This window comes from Hydrogenophaga atypica (assembly GCF_042665215.1).
GTDB lineage: Bacteria > Pseudomonadota > Gammaproteobacteria > Burkholderiales > Burkholderiaceae_C > Hydrogenophaga > Hydrogenophaga defluvii_A.
This window is the reverse complement of the sequence record NZ_JBHTCA010000013.1, coordinates 62,971-89,656: the sequence shown is the minus strand read 5'-3', so window position 1 is coordinate 89,656 and position 26,686 is coordinate 62,971. Positions and strand designations below refer to the sequence as shown.

At 66.4% G+C, this 26,686-nt stretch carries 24 protein-coding genes; 13 read left to right on the top strand and 11 right to left on the bottom strand.

Features of this window, described 5'->3' with window-relative positions:
- Positions 1 to 102 precede the first annotated feature (102 nt).
- From ligK to ACFQPB_RS15570, 6 genes are all read left to right on the top strand, one after another.
- Positions 103 to 786 carry a 4-carboxy-4-hydroxy-2-oxoadipate aldolase/oxaloacetate decarboxylase gene (ligK, locus tag ACFQPB_RS15595; protein ID WP_382225137.1) on the top strand — a complete coding sequence of 228 codons (684 nt, stop codon included), beginning with the start codon at positions 103 to 105 and terminating at the stop codon, positions 784 to 786.
- An 8-nt stretch (positions 787 to 794) separates the two neighbouring features.
- Positions 795 to 1,727, top strand: coding sequence for an amidohydrolase family protein (locus ACFQPB_RS15590; protein ID WP_382225134.1), 933 nt, complete (start codon positions 795 to 797; stop codon positions 1,725 to 1,727).
- A gap of 2 nt (positions 1,728 to 1,729) precedes the next feature.
- Complete coding sequence (gene ligA / locus ACFQPB_RS15585) at positions 1,730 to 2,173, top strand: protocatechuate 4,5-dioxygenase subunit alpha (RefSeq protein WP_382225131.1); 444 nt, start codon at positions 1,730 to 1,732, stop codon at positions 2,171 to 2,173.
- A 2-nt stretch (positions 2,174 to 2,175) separates the two neighbouring features.
- Positions 2,176 to 3,042, top strand: coding sequence for a class III extradiol dioxygenase subunit beta (locus tag ACFQPB_RS15580; protein WP_382225128.1), 867 nt, complete (start codon positions 2,176 to 2,178; stop codon positions 3,040 to 3,042).
- Between the two features lie 10 nt (positions 3,043 to 3,052).
- The gene (locus tag ACFQPB_RS15575) at positions 3,053 to 4,000 is read left to right on the top strand and encodes a Gfo/Idh/MocA family oxidoreductase (protein ID WP_382225125.1); all 948 of its coding nucleotides are present in this window, start codon (positions 3,053 to 3,055) and stop codon (positions 3,998 to 4,000) included.
- A 72-nt stretch (positions 4,001 to 4,072) separates the two neighbouring features.
- Entirely contained in the window at positions 4,073 to 5,074 is a 1,002-nt protein-coding gene (locus ACFQPB_RS15570) for an aldo/keto reductase (protein WP_382225122.1), read from the top strand.
- 21 nt (positions 5,075 to 5,095) lie between these two features.
- Here the strand turns inward: ACFQPB_RS15570 and selD are convergent, their stop codons facing one another.
- On the bottom strand, positions 5,096 to 6,133 hold the full coding sequence (selD, locus tag ACFQPB_RS15565; RefSeq protein ID WP_382225119.1) for a selenide, water dikinase SelD: 1,038 nt from the start codon (positions 6,131 to 6,133) through the stop codon (positions 5,096 to 5,098).
- Between the two features lie 152 nt (positions 6,134 to 6,285).
- Here selD and ACFQPB_RS15560 point away from each other — a divergent pair, with 152 nt between their 5' ends.
- The 5 genes from ACFQPB_RS15560 (at position 6,286) to arsA (ending at position 10,938) form a co-directional block, all read left to right on the top strand.
- The gene (locus tag ACFQPB_RS15560; RefSeq protein WP_382225116.1) at positions 6,286 to 6,756 is read left to right on the top strand and encodes a Spy/CpxP family protein refolding chaperone; all 471 of its coding nucleotides are present in this window, start codon (positions 6,286 to 6,288) and stop codon (positions 6,754 to 6,756) included.
- A gap of 2 nt (positions 6,757 to 6,758) precedes the next feature.
- On the top strand, positions 6,759 to 7,040 hold the full coding sequence (locus ACFQPB_RS15555) for a hypothetical protein (RefSeq protein WP_382225113.1): 282 nt from the start codon (positions 6,759 to 6,761) through the stop codon (positions 7,038 to 7,040).
- Between the two features lie 9 nt (positions 7,041 to 7,049).
- Positions 7,050 to 7,739, top strand: coding sequence for a response regulator transcription factor (locus ACFQPB_RS15550; protein WP_382225110.1), 690 nt, complete (start codon positions 7,050 to 7,052; stop codon positions 7,737 to 7,739).
- Positions 7,736 to 9,079, top strand: coding sequence for a HAMP domain-containing sensor histidine kinase (locus ACFQPB_RS15545; RefSeq protein ID WP_382225107.1), 1,344 nt, complete (start codon positions 7,736 to 7,738; stop codon positions 9,077 to 9,079). Before ACFQPB_RS15550 ends, ACFQPB_RS15545 begins: the two co-directional genes overlap by 4 nt.
- 62 nt (positions 9,080 to 9,141) lie before the next feature.
- Positions 9,142 to 10,938 carry an arsenical pump-driving ATPase gene (gene arsA, locus ACFQPB_RS15540; protein ID WP_382225104.1) on the top strand — a complete coding sequence of 599 codons (1,797 nt, stop codon included), beginning with the start codon at positions 9,142 to 9,144 and terminating at the stop codon, positions 10,936 to 10,938.
- Here arsA and ACFQPB_RS15535 read toward each other — a convergent pair.
- The 4 genes from ACFQPB_RS15535 to dnaG all read right to left on the bottom strand — a co-directional run bounded on the left by ACFQPB_RS15535 (position 10,907) and on the right by dnaG (position 17,823).
- Complete coding sequence (locus ACFQPB_RS15535) at positions 10,907 to 12,136, bottom strand: esterase/lipase family protein (RefSeq protein ID WP_382225101.1); 1,230 nt, start codon at positions 12,134 to 12,136, stop codon at positions 10,907 to 10,909. The genes arsA and ACFQPB_RS15535 overlap by 32 nt on opposite strands.
- A gap of 65 nt (positions 12,137 to 12,201) precedes the next feature.
- Positions 12,202 to 13,089: a DMT family transporter gene (locus tag ACFQPB_RS15530; RefSeq protein ID WP_382225098.1), complete on the bottom strand. Its 888-nt coding sequence runs from the start codon at positions 13,087 to 13,089 to the stop codon at positions 12,202 to 12,204.
- 155 nt (positions 13,090 to 13,244) lie between these two features.
- On the bottom strand, positions 13,245 to 15,593 hold the full coding sequence (gene rpoD, locus ACFQPB_RS15525) for an RNA polymerase sigma factor RpoD (protein ID WP_382225095.1): 2,349 nt from the start codon (positions 15,591 to 15,593) through the stop codon (positions 13,245 to 13,247).
- 259 nt (positions 15,594 to 15,852) lie between these two features.
- Entirely contained in the window at positions 15,853 to 17,823 is a 1,971-nt protein-coding gene (gene dnaG, locus ACFQPB_RS15520) for a DNA primase (protein WP_382225092.1), read from the bottom strand.
- A gap of 77 nt (positions 17,824 to 17,900) precedes the next feature.
- On the opposite strand from dnaG, the gene ACFQPB_RS15515 reads away from it, so the two are divergent.
- Positions 17,901 to 19,544, top strand: a complete 1,644-nt coding sequence (locus ACFQPB_RS15515; RefSeq protein WP_382225089.1) for an acyl-CoA synthetase — start codon at positions 17,901 to 17,903, stop codon at positions 19,542 to 19,544.
- A gap of 1 nt (position 19,545) precedes the next feature.
- Here ACFQPB_RS15515 and ACFQPB_RS15510 read toward each other — a convergent pair whose 3' ends face one another.
- Both ACFQPB_RS15510 and ACFQPB_RS15505 read right to left on the bottom strand, forming a co-directional pair.
- Entirely contained in the window at positions 19,546 to 20,679 is a 1,134-nt protein-coding gene (locus ACFQPB_RS15510; protein ID WP_382225086.1) for a M14 family metallopeptidase, read from the bottom strand.
- Positions 20,676 to 21,668, bottom strand: a complete 993-nt coding sequence (locus ACFQPB_RS15505; RefSeq protein WP_382225084.1) for a Bug family tripartite tricarboxylate transporter substrate binding protein — start codon at positions 21,666 to 21,668, stop codon at positions 20,676 to 20,678. Before ACFQPB_RS15505 ends, ACFQPB_RS15510 begins: the two co-directional genes overlap by 4 nt.
- A gap of 131 nt (positions 21,669 to 21,799) precedes the next feature.
- Between ACFQPB_RS15505 and ACFQPB_RS15500 the strand changes: the two genes are divergently transcribed.
- Entirely contained in the window at positions 21,800 to 22,759 is a 960-nt protein-coding gene (locus ACFQPB_RS15500; protein ID WP_382225082.1) for a LysR family transcriptional regulator, read from the top strand.
- Here ACFQPB_RS15500 and ACFQPB_RS15495 read toward each other — a convergent pair.
- Genes ACFQPB_RS15495 through ACFQPB_RS15480 form a run of 4 tightly spaced genes read right to left on the bottom strand, consistent with a single transcriptional unit; the run spans position 22,689 to position 26,598 of the window.
- On the bottom strand, positions 22,689 to 23,777 hold the full coding sequence (locus tag ACFQPB_RS15495; protein WP_382225079.1) for a sulfate/molybdate ABC transporter ATP-binding protein: 1,089 nt from the start codon (positions 23,775 to 23,777) through the stop codon (positions 22,689 to 22,691). The two genes, ACFQPB_RS15500 and ACFQPB_RS15495, sit on opposite strands and share 71 nt — an antisense overlap.
- Positions 23,774 to 24,700, bottom strand: coding sequence for a sulfate ABC transporter permease subunit CysW (gene cysW, locus ACFQPB_RS15490; protein WP_382225077.1), 927 nt, complete (start codon positions 24,698 to 24,700; stop codon positions 23,774 to 23,776). The genes ACFQPB_RS15495 and cysW overlap by 4 nt, the downstream gene beginning before the upstream one ends.
- Positions 24,697 to 25,599 carry a sulfate ABC transporter permease subunit CysT gene (gene cysT / locus ACFQPB_RS15485; RefSeq protein ID WP_382225074.1) on the bottom strand — a complete coding sequence of 301 codons (903 nt, stop codon included), beginning with the start codon at positions 25,597 to 25,599 and terminating at the stop codon, positions 24,697 to 24,699. Before cysT ends, cysW begins: the two co-directional genes overlap by 4 nt.
- A complete protein-coding gene (locus tag ACFQPB_RS15480) occupies positions 25,600 to 26,598 on the bottom strand; it encodes a sulfate ABC transporter substrate-binding protein (RefSeq protein WP_382225071.1) in 999 nt (332 codons plus the stop codon).
- Positions 26,599 to 26,686: the final 88 nt, after the last annotated feature.

Here is a 26,686-nt window from a genome sequence, read left to right as displayed (position 1 = left end):
GCGCGCGGTTTGCTTCGTGTCCCCCGCCCGCTTCGCGGGCTCCTCCTTTACCTACGCAAAACGCACACACACCACAGGCCACTCATTGAAGGAGAAAACAACATGTACGAACTGGGCGTTGTCTACCGCAACATCACCCGCGCCGACCGCGCAGCCGCCGATGGTCTGGCCGCTCTGGGTTCGGCCACGGTGCACGAGGCCATGGGCCGTGTGGGCTTGGTCAAGCCATATATGCGGCCCATCTACCCGGGGGCGCAGGTATCTGGCACGGCCGTCACCGTGTTGCTGCAACCGGGCGACAACTGGATGCTGCATGTGGCGGCCGAACAAATCCAGCCGGGCGATATCGTGGTGGCCGCCGTCACCGCCGAATGTGGCGACGGCTACTTTGGCGACTTGCTCGCCACGTCGTTCCAGTCGCGCGGCGCTCGCGCGTTGGTCATCGACGCCGGTGTGCGCGATGTGAAAACCCTACAGGAAATGAATTTTCCGGTGTGGAGCAAGTGCATCTCAGCCAAAGGCTGCATCAAAGCCACGCTGGGGTCGGTCAACACCCCGGTGGTGTGTGCGGGCATGCTGGTGACGCCGGGCGACGTGATCGTGGCCGACGACGATGGGGTGGTGTGTGTGCCCGCCGCGCTTGCCGTGCAAACGCTGGAAGCGGCCCGCAAGCGCGAGAGTTTCGAAGGCGAAAAACGCGCCAAACTGGCCAGCGGCGTGTTGGGCCTGGACATGTACAAGATGCGCGAGCCGCTGGCCGCCGCCGGCCTGCGTTACATCGACTGAAGGCACCCATGAACAAACCCACCACAGGGGATTTCACCAAGACCGCCGGCTGGCTGGACTGGTACGACGGCCCGACCCAACCCCGCTTTCAACTGCCGGCTGGCAGTGTGGACGCGCATTGCCACGTGTTCGGTCCCGGTGCCGAATTTCCCTACGCACCCGAGCGCAAGTACACCCCGTGCGACGCCAGCAAACAGCAGCTGTTTGCCTTGCGTGACCATCTGGGCTTTGCGCGCAACGTGATCGTGCAGGCCACCTGCCACGGCGCCGACAACCGCGCCATGGTTGACGCATGCCTGGCCAGCGGTGGCAGGGCGCGTGGGGTGGCCACGGTCAAGCGTTCGGTCACCGATGAGGAGCTGCAAGCCCTGCATGCCGCCGGCGTGCGCGGCGTGCGCTTCAACTTCGTCAAGCGTCTGGTGGACTTCACGCCCAAGGACGAGTTGATGGAGATCGCCGCCCGCATCGGCAAGCTCGGTTGGCACGTGGTGATCTACTTCGAGGCGGTGGACCTGCCCGAGCTGTGGGACTTCTTCACCGCCCTGCCCACCACCGTGGTGGTGGACCACATGGGCCGGCCCGACGTGAGCAAGCACATCGACGGACCGGAATTCGAGCTGTTCCTCAAGTTCATGCGCGAACACCCCAATGTGTGGAGCAAGGTCAGCTGTCCCGAGCGGCTGAGCGTCAGCGGCCCCAAGGCCTTGAATGGCGAGCAGGCGGCCTACCGCGACGTCGTGCCCTTTGCGCGGCGCGTGGTCGAGTTGTTTCCCGACCGCGTGTTGTGGGGCACCGACTGGCCCCACCCCAACCTCAAGGACCACATGCCCGACGATGGGCTGCTGGTCGATTTCATCCCGCACATCGCCCCGACCGCCGAGCTGCAACACAAGCTGCTGGTTGCAAACCCGATGCGCCTTTATTGGCCTGAGGAGAACTGAGCATGGCTCTGGAAAAACCCTACAAGGACGTGCCCGGCACCATCATTTTTGATGCCGAGCAAAGCCGCAAAGGCTACTGGCTCAACCAGTTCTGCATGAGCCTGATGAAGCCCGAGAACCGGGCCCGCTTCAAGGCCGAAGAACGCGCCTACCTCGACGAGTGGCCCATGACCGAGGAGCAAAAGCAGGCCGTGCTGGCGCGCGATCTGAACTGGTGCATGCGCACCGGCGGCAACATCTACTTCCTGGCCAAGATCGGCTCCACCGATGGCAAGAGTTTCCAGCAGATGGCTGGCTCCATGACCGGCATGACCGAGGAAGAGTACCGGGACATGATGATCAACGGAGGACGCAGCGCCGAGGGCAACCGCTACATCGGCGAGGACGGGGACGCCCAGCCGCACCATCAGCCGCAAGGCTCCGCTGGCAAGACACAAGGAGCCTGAACATGGCACGCATCACCGCATCCGTTTACACCTCGCACGTGCCCGCCATTGGCGCCGCACTCGATCTGGGCAAGACCCACGAACCCTATTGGCAGAAGGTCTTTGCCGGTTACGACTATGGCAAGCAGTGGGTCAAGGACAACAGACCCGACGTGATTTTTCTGGTCTACAACGACCACGCCACCGCGTTCAGCCTGAACCTCATCCCCACGTTCGCCATCGGCACCGCGGCCGAGTACGAGGTGGCCGATGAAGGCTTTGGCCCACGCCCCGTGCCCAAGGTCATGGGTCACCCAGAGCTGGCCTCGCACATCGCGCAGTCGGTCATTCAGCAGGACTTCGACCTCACCATCGTCAACAAGATGCCGGTGGACCATGGCCTGACCGTGCCGTTGTCGTTGATGTTCGGCCAGAAGGACCCGGTCAAGGAGGCCTGGCCCTGTCCGGTCATCCCCTTCGCCGTCAACGTGGTGCAGTACCCCGTGCCCAGCGGCCGCCGCTGCTACGAGTTGGGCAAGGCCATCCGCCGCGCGGTCGCGAGCTTTGACGAAGACCTCAATGTCCACATCTGGGGCACGGGCGGCATGAGCCACCAGCTGCAGGGCCCACGTGCTGGCCTGATCAACCGCGAGTGGGACAACGCCTGGCTGGACAAGCTGATCAACGACCCCGAGGCCTGCGCGTCAGTGCCCCACATCGACTACGTGCGCGAGGCCGGCAGCGAGGGCATCGAACTCGTGATGTGGCTGATCGCGCGTGGCGCCATGGCCGACGCGGCCGGCGGACCCAAGCCCGTGCTCAAGCACCGCTTCTACCATGTGCCTGCCAGCAACACGGCGGTGGGCCACGCCATTCTCGAAACCGTCTGAGGACCTCTCCATGACCATCAAAGTGGCGCTTGCCGGTGCCGGTGCCTTCGGCATCAAGCACCTGGACGGCATCAAGAACATTCCCGACGTCGAAGTTGTCTCGTTGATCAGCCGCGACCTGGCCAAGACCCAGGAAGTGGCCGACAAGTACGGCATCCAACACGTGACCACCGACCTGGCCGACAGCCTGGCCATCCAGGAAGTGGACGCGGTCATCCTGTGCACCCCCACGCAGATGCACGCCGCACAAACCAAGGCCTGTTTGCAAGCAGGCAAACACGTGCAGGTTGAAATTCCGCTGTGCGACGTTCTGTCCGAGGGCGAGGAGATCGTGGCCCTGCAAAAGCAGACGGGCAAGGTGGCCATGTGTGGCCACACCCGCCGCTTCAACCCCAGCCACCAGTACGTGCACAAGAAGATACAGGCGGGCGACTTCAACATCCAGCAGATGGATGTGCAGACCTACTTCTTTCGCCGCACCAACATGAACGCGTTGGGCCAGCCACGCAGCTGGACCGACCACCTGCTGTGGCACCACGCCGCCCACACGGTGGACCTGTTCGCGTACCAGGCCGGCAGCCCCATCGTGAAGGCCAACGCCCTGCAAGGCCCCATCCACCCGACGCTGGGCATTGCCATGGACATGAGCATCCAGCTCAAGGCCGCCAACGGTGCCATCTGCACGCTGTCGCTGTCCTTCAACAACGACGGCCCGCTGGGCACCTTCTTCCGCTACATCGGCGACAGCGCGACCTACATCGCCCGCTACGACGACCTGTTCAATGGAAAGGACGAGAAGATCGACGTCAGCCAGGTGGATGTGAGCATGAACGGCATCGAGTTGCAAGACCGCGAGTTCTTCGCCGCCATCCGCGAAGGGCGCGAACCCAACGCCAGCGTGGCCCAGGTGCTGCCCTGCTACCAGGTGTTGCATCAGTTGGAGCAGCAGCTGGCCTGATTGCCTATCATCGACGCGCTGCGGCCCCACGCCCGATGGCCTGGGGCCGTTTTTTCATCCAGGAGCGAACCCATGCAACAACGACAACTCGGCCCCTTCACCGTCAGCGCCATTGGCCTGGGCTGCATGAACATCTGCCACGCCTATGGCCCGCCGGTGCCTGAGGCCGATGCCGAACGTTTGCTGCTGACCGCGCTGGACGCGGGCGTGACCCACTTCGACACCGCCGCGCTGTATGGCTTTGGCGCCAGCGAGACCCTGGTGGGCAAGGTACTCGCGCCCCACCGCAGCCGGTTCACGTTGGCCAGCAAGTGTGGCCTGTTCGGTGCCGACCTCAAGGGCGACGGGCAACTGGTGCGTGTCATCGATGGCCGCCCGGCCACGCTGAGGGCCAACTGCGAGGCCGCGCTCCAACGCCTGCGCACCGATGTCATCGACCTCTACTACCTGCACCGCTGGGACAAGCAGGTGCCCGTGGAAGACAGCGTGGGCGCCCTGGCCGATCTGGTGCGTGAGGGCAAGATCCGCAGCATCGGATTGAGCGAGGTGTCGGCTGCCACCTTGCGCCGCGCGCATGCGGTGCACCCCATCGCGGCGGTGCAGACCGAGTACTCGCTGTGGACACGCAACCCCGAGATCGCGGTGCTCGACGCCTGCCGCGAGCTGGGCACCGCCTTCGTCGCCTTCAGCCCGGTGGCGCGCGGTTTTTTGTGCGGGCCGTTGGACACCAGCGCCTTCGATGCCAAAGACATCCGCCGCACCATGCCGCGTTTTGCGCCTGACAACTTTGTCGCCAACCAGCGCCTGCTGTCACCCTATCTGGCCATCGCGCAGGAGGTGGGTTGTTCGCCCGCGCAGCTGGCGATTGCCTGGCTGTTGCACAAGGCGCCACACATCCTGCCGATCCCCGGCACCTCGCGGGTCGATCACCTGCTGGACAACCTGGGTGCCGACGCGGTGCGCTTGTCGCCCGATGTGATGGCCCGTCTGGAGGCCTTGATCAACAACAAGACGGTGGCCGGCAACCGCTACACCGAACAGGCGAACCGCGAGGTGGACACCGAGGTGTTCTGAACCCCGGGTGAGGTGGCGCGTTCAGCGCACCTCGACCGCGTGCGCTGAACGTGCCACCAGCTCGCCAATCGGGGCGAGCGACAGACCCGCCTCGGTGGCCACACGCAGGAATTCCGCCTCGCCTTCGGGCGTGACCGCCACCAGCAGGCCACCACTGGTCTGAGGGTCGCACAACAGCTGTTGCTGGGCCAGGGTGATGGGCGCCACCTTGTGGCCGTAGCTGTCGAAGTTGCGTTGGGTGCCACCGGGCACGCAGCCCTGGGCAATGTAGGCATCGATGCCGGGCAGGCGCGGCACGGCGCTGTCGTCTAACACGGCGGTCAGGCCGCTGCCTTCGGCCATTTCCACCAGATGGCCCAGCAGGCCAAAGCCGGTCACGTCGGTCATGGCACTCACACCCGCCAGGCGGCCGAACAGGCGGCCGGGGCGGTTGAGGGTGCACATCCAGTCGCGCGCCACACCCACGTCCTCGGGAAGCAGCAGCGCCTTCTTTTCGGCCGTGGTCAACACGCCGATGCCGAGCGGCTTGGTCAGGTACAGGCGCGAGCCCAAGGTGCCGGTGTCGTTGCGCTTCATGTGCCGCTTGTCCACCACGCCCGTCACGGCCAGGCCAAAGATAGGCTCGGGAGCGTCGATGGAGTGGCCGCCGGCCAGCGGGATGCCGGCCTCGTCACAGATGGCGCGGCCGCCGCGCACCACCTCGCGCGCCACCTCGGGCGGCAGCACATTGACCGGCCAGCCCAGGATGGCGATGGCCATCAGCGGGTCGGCGCCCATGGCATAGATGTCGCTGATTGCGTTGGTGGCCGCGATGCGCCCGAAGTCGAAGGGGTCGTCGACGATGGGCATGAAGAAGTCGGTGGTCGAGACCACGCCGCGTTCGTCGTCCAGTGCGTAAACGGCGGCGTCGTCGCGCGAGGCGTTGCCGACCCACAGCTTGGGGTCCAGGTTTTGCGCGCCGCTGCCGGCCAGGATGACGTCCAGCACCTGCGGGCTGATCTTGCAGCCGCAACCGGCGCCGTGGCTGTATTGGGTGAGTCGGATGGGGGCGGTGCTCATGTCGTGTCTCGGTCGGGGAGGCTGAACTGTAGCAAGCCCGCGCGCCGGTCGATACAAAACGAAATAAAGCGATACCGCACCGAGACCACGAAGCGCCGACCGGCCGGCACCATGGAGGCCATGTTCAACCCGTGCTCACAAAGGACTTCACCATGAAACCCTGGCTCAAAAAATCCCTGATCGCTGTCTTCGGCGCATCCATCGTTCTGGGCGGTTTGACCGCCTGCGGATCGCGTGGCGACCACGCCCGTGGCTGGAGCGACGAACGCGTGACCGAGATGCGAGGCAAGGCCATAGCCCGCATCAGCAACAAGCTCGAACTCAACGAGGCGCAGAAACAGAAACTGGGCGTGTTGGCCGACGAGCTGATCGCACAGCGCAAGGCCTGGCGTGCACAGGGCGGTGAACCGCGTGCCGAGATCAAGGCCTTGATCGCGGGTGAAAAGTTCGACCGCTCTGCTGCCCAGGGCCTGCTGGAGCGCAAGACCCAACAGGTGCAAGGCGCCGGCCCCAAGGTGATTGCCGCTTTTGGCGACTTCTACGACAGCCTGACCCCGGCCCAGCAGCAGCAGGTGCGCGAGCGCCTGGACAAGCGTGGCCACGGTGGCTGGGGCCGGGGCTGAACATGTCACCGCTGACCCACGACCTGCGCGCCTGTGGCGCCAGCTTGCTGGCCGGCACCGACGACCCCCATGCCGAGCTGCTGGCCCTGGTGTGGGGCCCACGCTTCGACCGCGAGCACGCGCTGGGCCTGTGGGCCCGGCTGTCGCAGCGTCAGCCCCAGGCCGCCCTGCCGGTGCTGCCACAGCTGTTGTCGGCGGCCGACCACTTTGACACACTGGGCGCACCCGCCCAGCAGCGCCTGCGCCGCCTCATCCTGCGCCATCGGCAACGTGTGCTGATGTGAGAATGGCGCATGCCCCGCATCTTGCTCATCGACGACGACGAACAGCTTGGTCCACCGCTGGCCGCCTATTTCCAACGCTTTGAGTTGGCGCTGACCCAGGCGCTGCGGCCCAGCGAAGGCCTGGCCTTGCTGGCCCAGGGTGGTTTTGACGCCGCCATTCTGGACGTGATGTTGCCCGAGATGGACGGCTTCGAGCTGTGCCGCACGCTGCGCAAGACCAGCGACATCCCGGTGCTCATGCTCACCGCGCGCGGTGATGTGATGGACCGCGTGGTGGGCCTGGAACTGGGCGCCGACGACTACCTGCCCAAACCCTTCGAGCCGCGCGAACTGGTGGCGCGGGTGCAGACGGTGCTGCGCCGCCGCCGCACCGCCGCGCCGGCCGAGCTGGACCCCGATGAATGGCGTTTTGAAGGTGGCCTCAGCATCGCGCCCACACGCCGACGGGTGTTGCGCGAAGGCACCGAGGTCGAACTCACCGGCACCGAGTTCGAGCTGCTGCTGCTGTTGGCGCGCGAGCCGGGACGTGTGTTCAATCGCGACGACATCCTCAACCAGTTGCGTGGGCACGAAGCCGAGCTCTACACCCGCGCGGTGGACATCGTGGTAAGCCGCCTGCGCAAAAAGCTCGAACCGCTGGATGCCATCAAGACCCTGCGCAACGCCGGCTACGCGCTGGCGCTTCGCCGCTTGCCATGACGGCGCGTCGCCCGCCCTGGCACCGACGCGCCCGCCAGGCGGTGGGCCACTCGATCAAGCTGCGCCTGGTGCTGATCTTCCTGCTGCTGGCCCTGACCGTCGCCGCCGCATTTCTGTTTGGCGCGCAGAAAGCCTTCTCGGTGGGCTGGCGCGAGGCGGCGCGGCCGCTGCTCATGGACTATGTGGACCACCTGGCAGCCGATATCGCGGTGGGCGGCGCGCCCGACCTGGCACGCGCCCAGGCCCTCACCGAACGCCTGCCGCTGACCATCGACGTCCAGGGCCCCCGCGTCAATTGGCGTTCACACCCCGACCACGAGCGCGCGCGCTGGAAGCGGGAGTCGAACGCCGGCGAGGACGCTGACTGGTCACGCCTGCTGCGTCGCACCACGGCCGATGGCCATCAGATCGAGTTCGGTCTCAACGACGATGCCTTCCAGCGCCGCCCGCGCTTGATTGGCCTGACCCTGGTCACGCTGCTGTTGCTCACGCTCGCCGCTTTCCTCATCGTGCGCCGCATGCTGCGCCCACTGGACGACATACGCGCTGGCGCACGCCGTTTTGGCGCCGGGGACTTTTCGCAACCCATCCCCGTGCAGCACGCGAACCGGCCCGACGAGTTGGGTCAGTTGGCCGCCACCATCAACACCATGGGCCAGGACATCCAGCAAATGCTGGACGCTAAGCGTGCGCTGCTGCTGGCCATCAGCCACGAGCTGCGCAGCCCGCTGACGCGCGCGCGGCTCAACACCGAATTGCTGCCCGAAAGCGAGGACGTGTTGCCCCAGCGCCAGGCCCTGCTGCGCGACCTGCAGGAGATGTCGGCCCAGATCACTGACCTGCTGGAGAGCGAGCGCCTGTCCAGCCCGCACGCGGCCCTGCAGCGCGAGCCGGTGGACCTGCCCGCGCTGGCGCACGAGGTGCTGACCGAACTGGCTGCGCGCCATGTGCGAGCGGCTGAGGTGCGCGTGCGGGTACCGCCGCACTTTCCCAGTCTGTTGCTGGACCGGGTGCGCATGCGCCTGCTGCTGCGCAACCTGCTCGACAACGCGCTGCGCCACGGGGCGGCGTCAACACAAGCACCTGAGCTGTCGCTGGCGGTGGAGGCGGGCCAGGTGCAGCTTGTGGTGCGCGACCATGGGTCGGGCGTGCCCGACGAGCAACTTCACCGCTTGAGCGAAGCCTTCTACCGCCCCGACAGCGCCCGCACCCGCAGCGCCGGTGGCGTGGGCCTGGGGCTGTACCTGTGCAAGCTGGTGGCGCAAGCGCATGGGGGTGGGTTGTGTTTCGAGAACGCGGGCCCGGGCCTGCGTGCCACCGTCACCCTGCCCAGGCCCTGACACAAGGCCTGGCCTTGACCCGCGTCAGTGCGGGCCACGCCGGGCTGTGCGATGCTGACCACATGAACACGCTCACGTTGCCCGGCTTTGCCACCGACCCGACCCGCTTTCTTTTCTTCACAGGTAAGGGCGGTGTGGGCAAAACCTCCTTGTCCACCGCCACCGCCATCGCGCTGGCCGACGGTGGCCGGCGCGTGCTGCTGGTCAGCACGGACGCCGCATCCAACCTCGACGAGATGCTGGGCGTGCCGCTGTCCAACCAGCCGGTGTCCGTGCCTGGCGTGCCCGGGCTCGAAGTGCTTAACATCGATCCCGATGCCGCCGCCGAGGCCTACCGCCAGCGCGTGCTGGCGCAACTGGCGGCCAGCGCCAGTGAGCAGGAGCGCGCGACTGTGCGCGAGCAGCTTTCGGGCGCCTGCACCACCGAAATTGCCGCTTTCGACGAGTTTGCCGCGCTGCTGGCCGGCGAGGGCGGTGGCACCCCGCATGACCACGTGGTGTTCGACACCGCGCCCACCGGGCACACCCTGCGTCTGCTCAGCCTGCCCAAGGCGTGGACCGGTTTTCTGGCCGGCAACGACCGGGGTGCTTCGTGCCTGGGGCCGCACTCGGGCCTGAAGATGCAGGAAGCGCGCTTCAACGCCGCCCTGCGCGCCCTGAGCGACCCGGCGCTGACCACCGTGGTGCTGGTCACGCGGCCCGATCCGCGCCCCATGCAGGAAGCCGCGCGCACGGCCGAGGAACTGAGCGCCCTGGGTTTGAGCCACCAGCGTCTGGCCGTCAACGGGGTGTTTCATGCCTCCGATCCGAATGACCCCATTGCCAACGCCATCGAAGCATTGGGCCGCGACGCGGTGCGGCATTTGCCCGCGGTGCTGGCAGCGCTGCCGCTCGATGAGGTGCCGCTGCGGCCCTTCGACACCGTGGGCGTGCCCGCGCTGCGGGCGCTGCTGAGTGGTGACACGGCACCGACCACGCGGGTCTCGGCATCCGAGATCGCGCTGTCGGGCGAGCCGCTCGCGCACCTGGTCGATGAGCTGGCGGCCCACGGCCATGGCCTGGTCATGGTGATGGGCAAGGGCGGCGTGGGCAAAACCACCATCGCCGCTGCCCTGGCGGTGGGCCTGGTGCAGCGCGGCCACGCGGTGCACCTGACCACCACCGACCCGGCCGCACACGTGGCCGATGCCTTGGCCGGCGCGCTGCCAGGTCTGAAGCTGGGCCGCATCGATCCGAAAGCTGAGACCGAGGCCTACATCGCCAAGATGATGGCCACGCGTGGCAAGGCGCTGGACGATGCCGGCCGCGCCCTGCTGTTGGAAGACCTGCAATCGCCCTGCACCGAAGAGGTGGCGGTGTTCCACGCCTTCAGCCGTGTGGTCAACGAGGCGCGCACCGCGTTTGTGGTGCTGGACACCGCCCCCACCGGCCACAGCCTGCTGCTGATGGACGCCACCGGCGCCTACCACCGGCAGATGATGAGCCAGTACGAAGGCAAGGGTGGCACGGCCCACCTCATCACGCCGCTGATGCGCTTGCAGGATGCCGACATGACCCGCGTGCTCATCGTCACCTTGCCCGAGGTCACGCCGGTGAGCCAGGCCGCCGCCTTGCAGGACGACTTGCGGCGTGCCCACATCGAACCCTGGGCCTGGGTCATCAACAAAAGCCTGGCGGCCACCGGCACCCACGACCCACTGCTGCAGGCGCGGCTGGTGGGCGAACACAGGCAGGCCGAACGCATTGCCAGCGGCCTGGCGCAGCGCACCTTTGTGCTGCCGTGGTTGCCGCAGGCGCCGGTGGGTGTGGCCGCTTTGGGCGCCCTCGTCAGGCCAGCCAACGCAGCAACTGCGCCGTGACGGCCGGGCTGCTCAACAGGCCCAGGTGCCCGGTGCGGTAAAGCACACATTGGTGGTCGGGCGCAAACGCCAGTTGGTGGGCCGGGTCGTCGTGTTGACCGAGTGCGCTGCGCAGCGGCACCAGACCGTCGCCCAGCAAACGTTCGGCGACGCGGCTGCGTTGGCCTGCCAGGGTGGCGGCCATGGCAAAACAGGCCACGCCCTCGGGCAAGGGCAGGGGCTGGCGGCGGTCGTCGGTGTGGGCAAAGCGGTCGGTGGGCGTGGGCGTATCGTCGCTCACCTGGCCGAACCGCAGGTCGGTGATGCCGGCGCTGCGCAGCCGCGCCAGTGTGGCCAGCGGCGCGGTGTGGGGCAGGGCGCCCAGCAGGGTGTGCACCCACTGCCCGGCGCGCTCCAGCGGCGCGCCATGGTGGGGCGTGCCCAGGGTCACCAGGTGGCGCAGTTGGCCAGGCCAGGCCAGGCGCGCCTGTTGGGCGGCAAACACGGCGCTGCGCGCCACCAGGCCGCCCATGCTGTGGCCCATCAGGGTGATCTGGGTCACGGGCACGGGCCAGGCGCGCACCAGGGCTTCGAGTTGGGCCGCAAGTTCGCGCCCGTTGTCGCTGATGTGGCGGCCGGTGTTGTAGCGCACGAACAGGGGGGTGGCGCCCATGGCCTGTGCCAGGGTGTCGCCGTGGTTCGTCACGTCTGTGCCGTTGGTGGCGGTCCATTGTTGGTCGTTCATGCACAAGCCGTGCAAGACAATGAGCAGCCGCGCTGGTGCCCCGGGCAGTGTCAGGCGGGTGGCGGTGTCCAGCACCGTGCCTGCGTGGACCAGTTGCATGGGCAGGGCCAGCGGGTTGCCCTGTGCCGCCAGGCGGTCGCCCATCACGCCGTTGAGTGCGGCGCGCAGCGCCAGGCGCTGGGGTGAGTCCGGCCCGTCAGGGGCGGGGGGCAGCCAACGCTCGGCCCCTGCGAGCAGCGCTTCGGCGCCGATGCCCACCCCAGCCGCCACGCCGTCGATGCTGCGGTACACCAAGCCCGTGATGCCGCGCGTGCGCCCTGGTGCATCGGCGCCGGGCAGCCCAATGCGGTCAAACACCGCGCGGTGCATGCCTTCAACCACCTGTGCCACCTGGCGGGTGGCCAGCGTCAACAGCTGGGCGGTGGCGCGCAGGTCAGAGCGGCGCAGGTGTTGGGGGATAGCGGGCTTGGTCATGGGCCATTGTGGGCCCGAGACGCCCGGCGCGTTAGAGGAGCGCACCCAACAACGGGAGCGTCGCTTCAGTCCGTCGCCGCGTCCAGCGCGGCACGTGAGCGCTGGCGCTCGCTGTGCAGCATGCCCAGGCCGGCCGCCACCAGCAGCGCGATGCCACCCCAGGCCAGCGCGTTGGGCACGTCGCCCCACAGCAGGTAGCCCAGCAGCAGCGCCACCAGCAGGCCGCTGTAGCGGAAGGGGCCAATCACACTCATGTCGCCCGCGCGCATGCTCAGCGTGAGCAGGTGGTAGGCGGCGGCCAGGCACAGGGCGGCACCGGCCAGTTGCGCCATCGAGGCGCTGCCCATGGGGCGCCACTCGCCGCCCAGGCTCCACAGACCCGACAGCACCGTGACCGTGCAGGCCGTGGCCAGCGTGATGATGAGCGAGGGCACCTGCGCCGGCACGCGGCGGGTGAGCAGGTCGCGCGCCGCGTGCAGCAAGGTGGCGAACACACACAGCAGCGCATAGGCGTTGAAGCCCTCGGCGCTGGGTTGCACCACCAGCAACACGCCCACAAAGCCCAGCACGATCAGCGCCCAACGCTTGGCATCGACCCGTTCACCCAGCAGAAACACCGCGAACAGCGTGAGGAACAGCGGCGCCGACAGGTTGATGGCCGTGGCGTTGCCAATGGGCAGGTGGAACAGTGCGGTGAGGTAGGTGAAGGTGGCGCCCGCATCGAACAGCGCGCGCAGCGCCACGGTGGGCTGCAGCATGTGCCGCCACTGCGCCGCCAGGCCACTGCCCAGCACCACGCCACCGAGCAGCAGCGTGGTCAGCAGCCCGCGCACGAAGATCAGTTGGGCCGTGGGCAGCGAGGCACTCACGAGCTTGACCAGCGCGTCGTTGGCGATGAAAAAAGCCATGGCCGCCGACATCATCACGATGCCGCGCCGGTTTTCTGCGTTCATAAGCCCACAAAAAAATGACCCCGACCATGTGGCCGGGGCGAAACAATATCAGCGCACCAAACACCCCATCCGGGGACACCGCCGGGCCGGCTTTGCCGGACGGCTGGTGTCGCCCCCTGGGGGGGTGACGCGCCCTTAGGCGCGGCGCAGGGGGGTCACAGGCTATCTATGAAGCTGCGCAGCTTGTCCGAGCGGCTCGGGTGCTTGAGCTTGCGCACCGCCTTGCTCTCGATCTGGCGGATGCGTTCGCGCGTCACGTCGAACTGCTTGCCCACTTCTTCCAGTGTGTGGTCGGTGGACATCTCGATGCCGAAGCGCATGCGCAGCACCTTGGCTTCGCGCGGGGTCAGGCTGTCGAGGATTTCTTTGACCACATCGCGCAGGCCGGCCTGCATGGCGGCATCGATGGGCGCGGTGTTGGCGCTGTCCTCGATGAAATCGCCCAGGTGGCTGTCGTCGTCGTCCCCAATCGGCGTTTCCATGGAGATCGGCTCTTTGGCGATCTTCATGATCTTGCGGATCTTGTCCTCGGGAATCTCCATCTTGGCCGCCAGGATGGACGCATCGGGCTCGAAGCCGAACTCCTGCAAGTGCTGGCGGCTGATGCGGTTCATCTTGTTGATCGTCTCGATCATGTGCACCGGGATGCGGATGGTGCGCGCCTGGTCTGCGATCGAGCGGGTGATGGCCTGGCGAATCCACCAGGTGGCGTAGGTCGAGAACTTGTAGCCACGGCGGTATTCGAACTTGTCCACCGCCTTCATCAGGCCGATGTTGCCTTCCTGGATCAGGTCCAGGAACTGCAGGCCCCGGTTGGTGTACTTCTTGGCAATGGAAATCACCAGGCGCAGGTTGGCCTCGATCATTTCTTTCTTGGCGTCGCGCGATGACGATTCACCCGCGTTCATGCGCTTGTGGATGTCCTTCAGGTGCGACAGTGGCACCACCACGCTGGACTGCAAGGTGATCAGGCCTTGTTGCAGTTCCTGGATGGGCGGGATGTTGCGTGCCATCACCGTGCTCCAGGGCTTGCCAGCGGCGGCCTGCTTTTCCACCCATTGCAGGTTGAGCAGGTTGGCCGGGAAGTCGGCGATGAACTTCTCCTGCGGCATGCCACATTTGTCCACGATGATGCGGCGCAGTTCGCGTTCTTTCTTGCGCACACCGTCCACCTGATCGCGCACCGTGCCACACAGCTTCTCGATCGCCTTGGCGGTGAAGCGGATGCTCATCAGCTGTTCGGTGATGGCCTTTTGGGTCTTGATGTAGTGCGCACCGCCGTAGCCTTCCTTGTCGTAGGTTTTGTGCAGCTTTTCAAACAGCTCGGCGATGCTGTCGAAGCGGCTCAGCGCTTCGCGCTTGAGTTCTTCGAGCTTGCGGGTCAGTGCCTTGGAGCCGCCCTTGCCATCGTCGTCGTCGGCCTCGTCGTAGTCATCGAAGTCTTCTTCGGCCACGTAGTCGTCGGCCGCGTCGGCGTCGGCAAAACCGTCCACCACGGTGGAGATGACGACCTTGCCATCGCGGATTTCGTTGGCCATGGCCAGGATTTCGGCGATGGTGGCCGGGCTTTCGCTGATGGCGGCCATCATGTCGTTCAAGCCGCCTTCGATGCGCTTGGCGATCTCGATTTCGCCTTCGCGCGTCAGCAGCTCCACCGTGCCCATTTCGCGCATGTACATGCGCACCGGGTCGGTGGTGCGGCCGAATTCGCTGTCCACGGTGGACAGGGCGGCTTCGGCTTCTTCCTCGGCTTCTTCTTCGGTGGCGGCGGTGGGGCCGGTGTTGTTCAGCAGCAGCGTTTCGGCGTCGGGCGTCTGTTCATAAACGGCCACACCCATGTCGTTGAGCAGCGAGACCACCACTTCCAGCGTCTCGGCTTCCACCAGCTTGTCGGGCAGGTGGTCGTTGATTTCACCGTGGGTCAGGTAGCCGCGCGTCTTGCCCAGCTTGATCAGGGTCTTCAGGCGTTCCCGGCGCAGCTTGGCTTCCTCTTCCGACAACACGGTGTCGTCGAGGCCAAACTCCTTCATCAGCGCGCGCTCTTTGGCCTTGCTGATCTTCATGCGCAGCGGCTTGACCTTTTCGGTCGTTTCGGTGGTCTCTGCCACCGCTTCTTCCGCCACCTCTTCCGTCAGGTCTTCGATGTCCGACAGGTCGGCATCGTCCAGCCCATCGCTGTCTTTGGCCGCCGCCGCCTTGGGCTTGCGGCCCCGTTTGGCGGCCGGTTTGTCTGCCTTGGGGGCGGCTGCGGCTTTGGCCGGGCGGCCGGCTTTTTTCTTGGGCTCGGCTTCAGCTGCGCTGGCCAGCAGTTCGTCAGCGGCTTGTTTGAGTTGAGCGGCTTTGGACAGGGGTTTGGCGGCCTTGGCAGCAGGGGCGGGGGTCTTGGCGGTCACAGCGGGGGCTTTCGTCTTGGGCTTGGGCACGGCTTCAGCGGGCTTGGACGCGGCCTTTTTGGCGGGCGTGGTGCGGGCAGCGGCGGACGGGCTGGACTTCTTCTGGGGCATGCGGACCTCAAAAATGTCGGGACAAACACGAACGGGCGGGAACACGGAACGCCCGAGCCAATGGGGCTCGGTCAAGCGCCTGCTGAAGGCAGGGCCTGGGTGCAAGCTGTGTGGGCGAACATTTGGTGTGCAGTCCTTGCGGGGCCGCCACGACGGGGTCATGGGGCGGTGGGCCTGTCGAGTGTGGTGGCTCGGTCGTCGCTGGTGGACGGTAGGCTGGTCCGGAGGTGCTGCTGTCGCGCTTGCGGGAAACCTTGGATTATACCGGCGTCCCGGATTTTGGGGTTTTGTGGGCGCGAATCCGGGCGCTGAGTTCGCGCAGGCGTTGCAGGGCGGCGGGGTCGTCGGCCGCCAGCGTGGCCAGCTCGCTGGCTTCGTTTTCCCACTGGTCCAGGCGCATGCGGTCCATCACGTCGCGCAGCTCCACCAGCTCGGCCTCGGCGTCGTTGCCCGCTGTGGCCTGCTCGACCTGTTGGAGGGCAAAGGATTCGAAGGGGTGACCGCGCAGGCCCTCGCGCAGCGCCGCCCAGGGCTGGGCGCCGTGTTCGTGCAGCTGGGCCTCCAGCCACGTCAACAGCGCCCCGTGCGGGTCGGGCAGGTGGGCCAGCATGGCCTGGTCTTCGGCGCTCAGGCTCTCCCAGGCCTGGGCGTTGGCCAGGAGCAGACCCACCGCGCGGTCGCTGCGGCTGGCGGGGCGCGAGCGGCCACCGGGCGGGCGGCGCGGTCGGTCGGTCGTGGGTTTGTTGGGCCAGGGTTTGCCGTCGCGCCGGGTGCGGGTGCTTGCCCCATAGCCGCCAGCGTTGTTGCTGTAGCGGGGGCTTGGGCTGTACCCGCTGGGTTCGTCGGGTGCGTAGCCGCCCTCCGAGTGGTAGTCGGGTGCGGGTGGGCGCTTGTTCGCGCTGCCTTTGCGGGGTGCGCCCTGGCCCGGCAACTGCCACAGCTCGCCCAGCTCGTGCTGGCCCAGCTGCACCATGTCGGCGATGTCGCCCAGCAACTGGCGCTTGAGCGCGCCATCGGGCATGGCGGTCCACAGCGGGCGGGCCTGGCTGGCCATCCGGGCGCGCCCCTCGGCGGTGTCGAGGTCGCAGTCGGCGCTGGCGGCGTCGAGCATGAAGCGGCTCAGCGGCAGCGCGCCTTTGACGGCGGCGGCAAAGGCCTCGGCGCCGTGTTCGCGGATGAAGCTGTCCGGGTCGTGTTCGGCTGGCAGGAACAGGAACTTAACGCTGCGGGTGTCGGTGGCCAGGGGCAGGGCGGCGTCCAGCGCCTTGCGCGCGGCGCGCCGGCCGGCGGCGTCGCCGTCGAAGCTGAACACCACCGCGTCGGTGAAGCGGAACAGTTTGTGCACGTGTTCGGCCGTGCACGCCGTGCCCAGTGTGGCCACCGCGTTGCCAAAGCCCAGCTGGGCCAGGGCCACCACGTCCATGTAGCCCTCGGTGACGAGCGCGTAGCCGAGCTGGCGCATGGCGGTGCGGGCTTCGAACAGACCGTACAGCTCGCGGCCCTTGCTGAACACCGGCGTCTCAGGCGAGTTGAGGTACTTGGGCTCGCCCTGGTCCAGCACGCGGCCACCAAAAGCGATGACCTCGCCCTTGACGTTGCGGATGGGGAACATGATGCGGTCACGGAAGCGGTCGTAGCGCTTGGTTTCCTCGCCTTCGTTCTCATGCACGATGACCAGGCCACTTTCCTCCAGCCGGGCATCGGCGTAGTCGGGGAACACCGTGGACAAAAAGCGCCAGCCTTCGGGTGCGTAGCCCAGGCCAAAGGTCTTGGCAATCTGGCCGGTGAGGCCGCGCTTTTTCAGGTAGTCCACCGCACGGGGCGCGCCCTTGAGCTGTTTTGCATAGGCGTGGGCGGCCTTCTCCAGCACATCCGTCAGCGTGACCTGTTTTTCGCGCGCAGCAGCGGCGCGGGCACGGTCCTGGGGCGAGGCTTCGTCCTCGGGCACTTGCAGGCCCACCTGTCCAGCCAGGTCCTTCACCGCTTCGATGAAGCTCACGCCCGTGTGCTCGGTCAGAAATTTGATCGCGTCGCCACTGACACCGCAGCCGAAGCAGTGGTAGAACTGTTTGCTGGGGCTGACGCTGAACGAGGGCGACTTTTCACCGTGGAACGGGCACAAGCCCATGAAGTTGGCGCCGCCCTTCTTGAGCTGCACGTGCCGACCCACCACCTCCACCACGTCCACGCGGGAGAGCAGTTCCTGGATAAAGGATGGGGGGATGGCCATGGGGGTATTTTGCCTTGCCCCCTGCGTCAGCCGGATGGCTTAAATTGCGGGCTGATTCCCGTGCAACTGGAGACCCCATGACCCACATGTATGAGCGTGATCTGCCGCAGAACGCAGCCAACCATGCGCCGCTGTCGCCCCTGTCCTTTTTGCAGCGCAGCGCCGAGGTGCACCCCAACCGCCTGGCCATCGTGCACGGCGCCCTGCGCCAGACCTGGGGCGACACCTACCGCCGCTGCCGCCAACTGGCCAGTGCCCTGCAACGCCACGGCATTGGCAAGAACGACACCGTGGCCGTGATGTTGCCCAACACGCCGCCCATGGTGGAGGCCCACTTCGGCGTGCCCATGGCGGGTGCCGTGCTCAATGCGATCAACACCCGCCTGGACCCCGAGACCGTGGCCTTCATGCTCGACCACGGCGAGGCCAAGGCGGTGATCGTGGACGTGGAGTTTATGCCGGTGATGAAAAAGGCCCTGGCGCTGCGCAAGGCCACCACACCGCTGCTGGTGATCGATGCAGAGGACGCGGTTCATGGTCCGGGTGACGCCTTGGGCAACCAAAGCTATGAGGCCTTTCTGGCCCAGGGCGATGCTGCATTTGAATGGGCACTGCCTGGCGATGAGTGGGACGCCATCGCGCTCAACTACACCAGTGGCACCACCGGCAACCCCAAGGGTGTGGTCTACAGCCACCGGGGCGCGACCTTGAACGCTTTGTCCAACGTGATGGAATGGGACATGCCCAAACACGCCGTCTACCTGTGGACGCTGCCCATGTTCCATTGCAACGGCTGGTGTTTCCCCTGGACGCTGGCGGCGCGGGCGGGTGTGAACGTGTGCCTGCGCCGGGTTGAGGCCAAGGCCATCTTCGATGCCATGCGCGATCACGGCGTCACGCACTACTGCGGCGCGCCCATCGTGCATGGCCTGCTGGTGAACGCGCCGACGGACCTCAAGGCCGGCGTGCCGGCCGGCATCAAGGCCATGGTGGCCGGCGCCGCGCCGCCGGCCAGCATGATCGAGGGCATGGAGCACCTGGGTTTTGACCTCACCCACGTCTATGGTCTGACCGAGGTGTACGGCCCGGCCACGGTGTGTGTGAAACACCCCGAATGGGACACACTCGACGTGGGCGAGCGCGCCCGCCTCAACGCCCGCCAGGGCGTGCGCTACCACCTGGAACGCGATGTGCAGGTGCTCGACCCCGAGACGTTGGCACCCGTGCCTTGGGACGGTGAGACCATGGGTGAAATCATGTTCCGCGGCAACATCGCCATGAAGGGTTACCTCAAGAACCCCGAGGCCACGCAGGCGGCTTTCAAGGGCGGCTGGTTCCACAGCGGGGACCTGGCGGTGCAGTACCCCGACGGCTACATCAAGATCAAGGACCGCAGCAAGGACATCATCATCTCGGGCGGCGAGAACATCTCTTCCATTGAGGTGGAAGACGTGTTGTACCGCCACCCCGACGTACTGGCCGCTGCCGTGGTGGCCAAGCCCGACGCGCGCTGGGGCGAAACGCCTTGCGCTTTCATCGAACTCAAGGCCAACGCCACCGCCACGGCCGAGGACATCGTGGCCCATTGCAAGAAGCACCTGGCGGGTTTCAAGGTACCGCGCGCGGTGGTGTTTGGCGAATTGCCCAAGACCAGCACCGGCAAGATCCAGAAGTTTGAACTGCGCAAGGCGGCGGGGTCGGCGGCGGCGATTGACGTCTGATTCAGCGTCGTCCCAAGCCCAGGCAGGCCTGAAGCACCGCCACCCGGGCTTGGGCCGCCACCATGCCGCGCCAGTCGTCGGCATCGACGTAGAAGGCGTCTTTCATGCCCTGACGGATGCTGGCCGCCAGGTCGGCCGGTGCGTTGGGGTGGTTGTGCAGCCATTGGTCTGCGCGCAAGGCGTCGAGAAACGTGTCGTAAGGCACGGTACCGAACTCAAGCGCAACCGCGGCCACGTCGGCTTGGGGGCATTCGTCGTAGATGCAGCTCACCACCGGGCCTCGCACCTGCTCGGAGGCCGACTGGCCTTCCCAGGCCGCCACCACATCGGCGCCCCAGAGCCGCCGGCCGCGCATCAGGTCGGCCTGCTCGGTGCGGCCCGCGTGAATTTTTTCGCCGTGACCACGTGGCCCCAGGCCGGTGTGCAGGTCCACCCACGCAACCTCGGTGCGTTGTGCACCGTGCGCGCGCAGCAGTGAGCGCACCGTGCGGTTGCTCCAGCTCGGTGCGTGGCCGCTGTGAAAAAGCCCGTCCGGGTGGGTGGCCTGGCCCGCCGTGGCCGCACGACGAAAAGCCGCGACGCCCAGGCGATGGATGGTGTCGTTCAGTGCCCGCGCGATCTCGGGCGCAGGCGGCCAACTCGGGGGCACCAGCAGCGGGTGCAGCGTGGCGTAGCCGGGGTTGGGCGTGACACCGCTCGCATTGAAGTCGATGCAATTGCGGTTCAGGTCGACGTTGTCTTCGTTGCCACGCCGCAGGTGCGAGAAGCCGTGCGGGTTGATGGCGTGCAGCATCAGCACGTCCACCCCCCGCGCCCACGCCAGTGCCAGCAGCTCGGCATCGTGCAGCAGGTGTTGCTGGCAACCCGAGCCACACAGGCCCTCCACCCCATGCACACCGCTGGAGACGATGAGCAAAGGCGCACGCCCGTCTGCGTCGGCGCGGGCCGGCAACAGGGCAGCGTCCAGCGCCAGTTCTTCGCCCTGACGGCCTCGGTGACCGGGCAGCACATGGTGGGTGAGTGTTGCACCAGCAGCGATGGCCGCCTCAAGGAAGCGGGCGCGGCCCTGGGCGTAGTCGGCCGGGAAACAATGCGCGGGCGGGGGCGCTTGCAGGGGCATGACGTGCGCGCTCATTGGGGCTTGAAGCCGCTGGCGCGGATCAGTTGACCCCACGTCTCGGTCATTTGAGTCATCTGGCGGCCCAGCACGTCGCCAGCGGCGAAATCCACCTGCATGCCCAGGCCCTCGAGCTTTTCACGCAGCGCGGGCTGTGCCAGTGCCTCGCGCAAGGCATCCTGGTAGCGCTTGATCACCGGGGCGGGGGTGCCGGCCGGCGCGTACAACGCCAGGAAATTGGATTGCTCCACGCCTTTGACGCCCTGTTCGGCGAAGGTGGGTGCGTCGGGCAGCAAAGCCGAGCGCTGGGTGCCGGAGACCGCGATCACGCGCAGCTTGCCGGCTTTCTGCTGGGGCAGCAATTCGCTCAGCGATGTGATGCCGGCGGGGATTTGGCCACCGATCAGGTCGGCCACCATCGGCGCGCCGCCCCGGTAGGGCACCGCGTTCGTGGCGGCGCCCAGGTGCTGGCCGAGCAGGCCCGTGGTGAACTCAGGCACGCTGGCCGGCGCGGGCACGCCAACGGCGCCACGGTCCGCCTGCTCGCGCACCCACTTGCCGTAGTCGGCCAGACGGTGGGCTTGTGTGGAAGGGTGCACGGCGAGGCCAAAAGCGATCTGGACAACGCGCGCCACCGGCACGAAATCGGTGGCCGGGTTGAAGCCAGGTGACTTCATGGTCTGCGGCACGATGACCACGGTGTGGTCGTTGGACATGAACAGGGTCTGCCCGTTGGGGGCCGCCTGTTTGAGAGCCACGGCAGCGATCTGGCCGCCCGCGCCGGTGCGGTTGTCGACCACGAAGGATTGGCCCATCTGTTGCGACAGCACCTCTGCCACGTGGCGCGAGGCGGCATCCACGCCACCGCCTGCCGGGAAACCGACCAGGATGCGCACCGGCTGGGCGCTGCTTTGCGCCAGCGCGGGGGCCGCAAGGCCCAGGCTCAAGGTGAGTGCGGTGGCTGCGCCCAGCAGGCGGCGGCGGGTGTTGGGGCATGAAGTGCTCAAGGTTTTCTCCGGCAAACAGGGGTTGAAGGATCGTTGGTGTCGCGAACTTTAGGCACTTGTAGAGATAAGTAAAAGACAAAATTTATGGCATAAAGAAAAGAAAATTCTTTCACTGAAAGGACGTGTTCAGCATGAAGTTCAATACGGGTCAACTGGAAGTGTTTGCGGTGGTGGTGGAGTGCGGCAGCATCCGTGCGGCCGCGCGCCGTCTGGGCCTGACCCAGCCCGCCGTGACCTATGTGGTGCGTGAGTTGGAGCGCCAGGCCGGGGCGGCGCTGCTGCTGCGCCAGACCAGTGGTGTGGTGCTGACGCCGCTGGGTGAATCCTTGCATCGGCGCACGCTGCGCCTGCTGGAAGAATGGCGTCAGGCGCAGGATGAACTCGCGCAACTGCGCGACGGCAGCAGCGGCTCGTTGCGGCTGGCTTTCAGTTCGGGGGCTGCCGCGCGTGTGCTGGCCCCTGCGCTGGACGCCTTCCGGCAAGCCCGGCCGGGTGTGCGCCTGGACATCCACGAACTGTCGCTGAGCGATCCGCGTGACTTGTGGAAGGTGGGGCAGTACGACTTTGCGGTGATCAGCGAACTGGATGAGCCGGTGGACGATCAACTGGACCGCCAGGTGCTGTTTCGCGTGCCGCTTCAGGTCATGGCGCGGCGCAACCATCCATTGGCGCAGGCACGGTTGCTGAGCGAGCTGCGCGACTGCCTGTGGCTGTTGCCGGGCTACGGGCAGCGCGTGATTGTGGACAGGATGCTGGCCTTGTGTGGCGAGCCGCCGCGTCAGGTGATGATGGTGCAGTCGCTGTACATCGCGTTGTCGTTGGTGCGCAGCACCGACGCGCTGGTGCTCATGTCCAACGTGGTGCTGGACGACCCGCAGCTGGCGCAGACCATCGTGCCGCTTCCGCTGAGGGAGCGGCTGCCGCAGCTGCGCGTGTCACTGGTCAGTCAGCACATGGGCGGGCTGACGCCGGCCGCGCGCCAATTTGCCGATGGCCTGTTGACGGTGGCGCAGGGCAGCCTCACGCCGGCTGTGGCTGCAGGAAAACGCGGGCGCGCCGTGGTGAAACCACCAGCTTCTCGCCGTCCTTGAAGCCTTGCGCGCGGAACTGTTCGGCTGGCATCTGGGCCTCGATCAGCGGGTCGTGTCCTCCGGGCGCCTGGTCGTTCAGCGGCCACAGTTCCAGCCGTGCAATGGGCCCGACCACGATGACACGCTGCAGTTCGGCAACGATGCCACTTTCGCCCGGGGTGTAGCGGCGCACGTCCAGGTCGTGTGGGCGCACATAGGCAAAGGCCTTGGCGTCTTGCGCACCGGCGTGTTCGGGGGTGTCGATCGACACGCCATCGAGGTGCAGCAGCCCTTCGTGCGCGCGCCCATGGAAGAGGTTCACGTCACCCAGGAAACCGTACACAAACGGGCTGGCCGGGTGGTCCCACACGTCCTGCGGCCTGCCGATCTGTTCGATCTGGCCGCGGTTCATGAGCACCACGCGGTCGGCCACTTCCAGCGCCTCTTCCTGGTCGTGGGTGACGAAGATGGAGGTCACGTGCAGTTCGTCGTGCAGGCGGCGCAGCCAGCGGCGCAGTTCCTTGCGCACCTTGGCATCCAGGGCACCAAAGGGCTCGTCCAGCAGCAACACCTGTGGCTCCACGGCCAGGGCGCGGGCCAGGGCGATGCGCTGGCGCTGGCCGCCCGAGAGCTGCGAGGGGTAGCGGTCGGCCAGCCAGTCGAGTTGCACCAGCTTGAGCAGGTCGGTCACCTTGGCCTTGATCTGCGCTTCGCTGGGCCGCTGGCCGCGCGGCTTGACGCGCAGGCCGAAGGCCACGTTCTCGAACACCGTCATGTGGCGGAACAGCGCGTAGTGCTGGAACACGAAGCCCACGTTGCGGTCGCGCACGTGTTTCTCGGTGGCGTCCTCGCCGCTGAAGTGGATGCTGCCGGCGTCGGCTGTCTCCAGGCCGGCGATGATGCGCAGCAAGGTGGTCTTGCCACAGCCCGAGGGCCCCAGCAGGGCGACCAGTTCGCCCGAACCGATGTCCAGGCTCACATCGCCCAGGGCGCGGAAGTCGCCGAACTGTTTGCTGACGTTGCGGATTTCGATGCTCATGGTGCGGCTTTCAGGGTCAGGGGGGCGACGCTTGCTGGCGTGTCGCGGCCCGCCGGGTTTTCAGGCGGTAGCTCGGCAATCGCCTTCATTTCGCGTTCGTGTTTCCACTCCACCACGCTCTTGATGGCCAGCGTGACGATGGCCAAGAGGGCCAGCAGCGAGGCCACGGCAAACGCCGCCACCGACTGGTACTCGTTGTAGAGGATCTCCACGTGCAGGGGCATGGTGTTGGTCTGGCCGCGAATGTGGCCAGACACCACCGACACCGCGCCGAACTCGCCCATGGCGCGCGCGTTGCACAGGATGACGCCGTAGATCAGGCCCCACTTGATGTTGGGCAGGGTCACCAACCAGAAGGTCTGCCAGCCCGTGGCACCCAGCACCTGGGCGGCCTGTTCTTCTTCATTGCCTTGCGCCTGCATCAGCGGGATGAGTTCGCGCGCGATGAAGGGGAAGGTGACGAAGATGGTGGCCAGGATGATGCCGGGCACGGCAAACACGATCTTGATGTCGTGTGCCATCAGCCACGGCCCCAGCCAGCCCTGCGCACCAAACACCAGCACGTAAATCAGGCCGGCCACCACGGGCGACACCGAGAAGGGCAGGTCGATCAAGGTGGTGAGAAAGGACTTGCCCTTGAACTCGTACTTGGCGATGCACCAGGCCGCCGCGATGCCGAACACCAGGTTCAGTGGCACGGCGATGGCGGCGGTGATCAGGGTCAGGCGGATGGCGGCCCAGGCATCGGGCTCTTTCAGCGCTTCCCAGTAGGCGTCCCAGCCCTTGCGCAGGGCTTCGGTGAACACGGCAGCCAGCGGCAGCACCAGGAACAGGAACATGAAGGTCAGCGCGACGCCGATGAGCGTGTAGCGCACCCACGGCGCCTCGGTGGTGTGGGGCGATTTTTTGATCGGCGCGCTCATGACGAGGCCCCCGAACGCTTGCGTTGCCAGGTCTGCAGGCCGTTGATGACCAGCAGCAGGATGAAGGAAATGCCCAGCATGACCGAGGCCACGGCGGTGGCGCCCGCGTAGTCGTACTGTTCAAGCTTACCGATGATGATGAGTGGCGTGATCTCGGACACCATGGGCATGTTGCCGGCGATGAAGATGACCGAGCCGTACTCGCCGATGGCGCGCGCAAACGCCATGGCAAAACCCGTCAGCAGGGCCGGGCCGATGCTGGGCAGGATGACCTTGGTGAAGGTCTGCCAGCGTGTGGCGCCCAGGCACATGGCGGCCTCTTCCAGTTCCTTCTCAGCGTCTTCCAGCACCGGCTGCACCGTGCGCACCACAAAGGGCAGGCCAATGAAGATGAGGGCGATGACCACGCCGTTGGGGTTGAAGGCGAGCTGGATGCCGTGGGGCTCCAGGTACTGACCAATCCAACCGTTCCCGGCCAGCAGCGCGGTCAGCGAAATGCCGGCCACGGCCGTGGGCAGGGCGAAGGGCAGGTCCACCAGGGCGTCCACGATCTTCTTGCCCGGAAAGCTGTAGCGCACCAGCACCCAGGCCACCAGCAGGCCAAACACCACGTTGACCAACGCCGCGATCAGCGAAGCGCCGAAGGTCAGGCGGTACGAGGCCAGCACGCGCGGCGCGGTCACGGCCTCGACGAACTGCGGCCAGGTCAGCGAGAAGGTCTTGATGACCAGGGCCGACAGCGGGATCAGCACGATCAGGCTCAGGTAGAACACCGTGTAGCCCAGCGTGAGGTTGAAGCCGGGCAACACGCGCTTGGCCGCGCGTTTCCTGTTGTGGCCGGGCGGCGGCGCGTCCAGCGCCTCCGAGCCGTGCAGGGCCAGGGTGACGGACTGCGACATTTATTTGCCCGCGGTGTAGAGCTTGTCGAACTGGCCGCCGTCGTTGAAGTGCACCTTCTGCGCTTCGGCCAGGGAGCCGAAGTAGTCGTTCACGCTGAACAGTTTGATGGGCTTGAAGGCGCTGGCGTATTTCTTCAGCACGGCTTCGTTGCGCGGGCGGATGTTGTGTTTGGCGGCGATCTCTTGGCCCTCGGGGCTGTAGAGGAAATCTAGGTAGGCCTTGGCCAGTTCGCCCGTGCCTTTCTTGGCCACGGTGCGTTCGACGATGGCCACCGGGTTCTCCGCAATGACGGAGGCGCTGGGGTGGATGGCGTCGACTTTGCCTTTGCCGAATTCGTTGTCCACCGACACCACCTCGGATTCGAAGGTCACCAGCACATCACCGATGTTGCGTTGCAGGAAGATGCCCGTGGCGTCGCGCCCGCCGCGTGCCAACACCGGCACGTTTTTGTAGAGCTTGCTCACGAACTCGGCTGCCTGCGCGTCGGTGCGACCTTTGGCGCGCACCTGGCCCCAGGCGGCGAGGTAGGCCATGCGGCCGTTGCCGCCGGTTTTGGGGTTGACTACCACCACCTGCACGCCGGGCTTGATGAGGTCGTCCCAGTCCTTGATGCCCTTGGGGTTGCCGTTGCGCACCAGGAACAGCATGGTCGAGGTGGTGGGCGCCGCGCCGTTGGGGAATTTCTGGCGCCAGTCCTTGGCGACCACACCCTTGTCGGCCAGGAAGTCCACGTCGGTGGTGGTGTTGAAGGTCACCACATCGGCCTCCAGGCCATCGGCCACGGCACGCGCCTGGGCGCTGGAGCCCGCGTGCGACTGGTCCACCTTGATGTCTTTGCCGGTGGCTCTTTTCTGCTGCGCCACAAAGGCGACGTTGAGGTCTTTGTAGAACTCGCGCGCCACGTCATACGAGACGTTGAGCAAAGTCTGGGCACCGGCCAGCGACGAGGTGGCGAGTGCCAAGGCGGCCACGGTGGTGCGCAGGGAAAAAACGGTCATGAACAGCTCCAGGAAATCAGGGAATGGGCGCGATTCTGAAGACGCGCTTCACAAATACAAACGACTTTGTTCTTGTTTCTTTATGTTC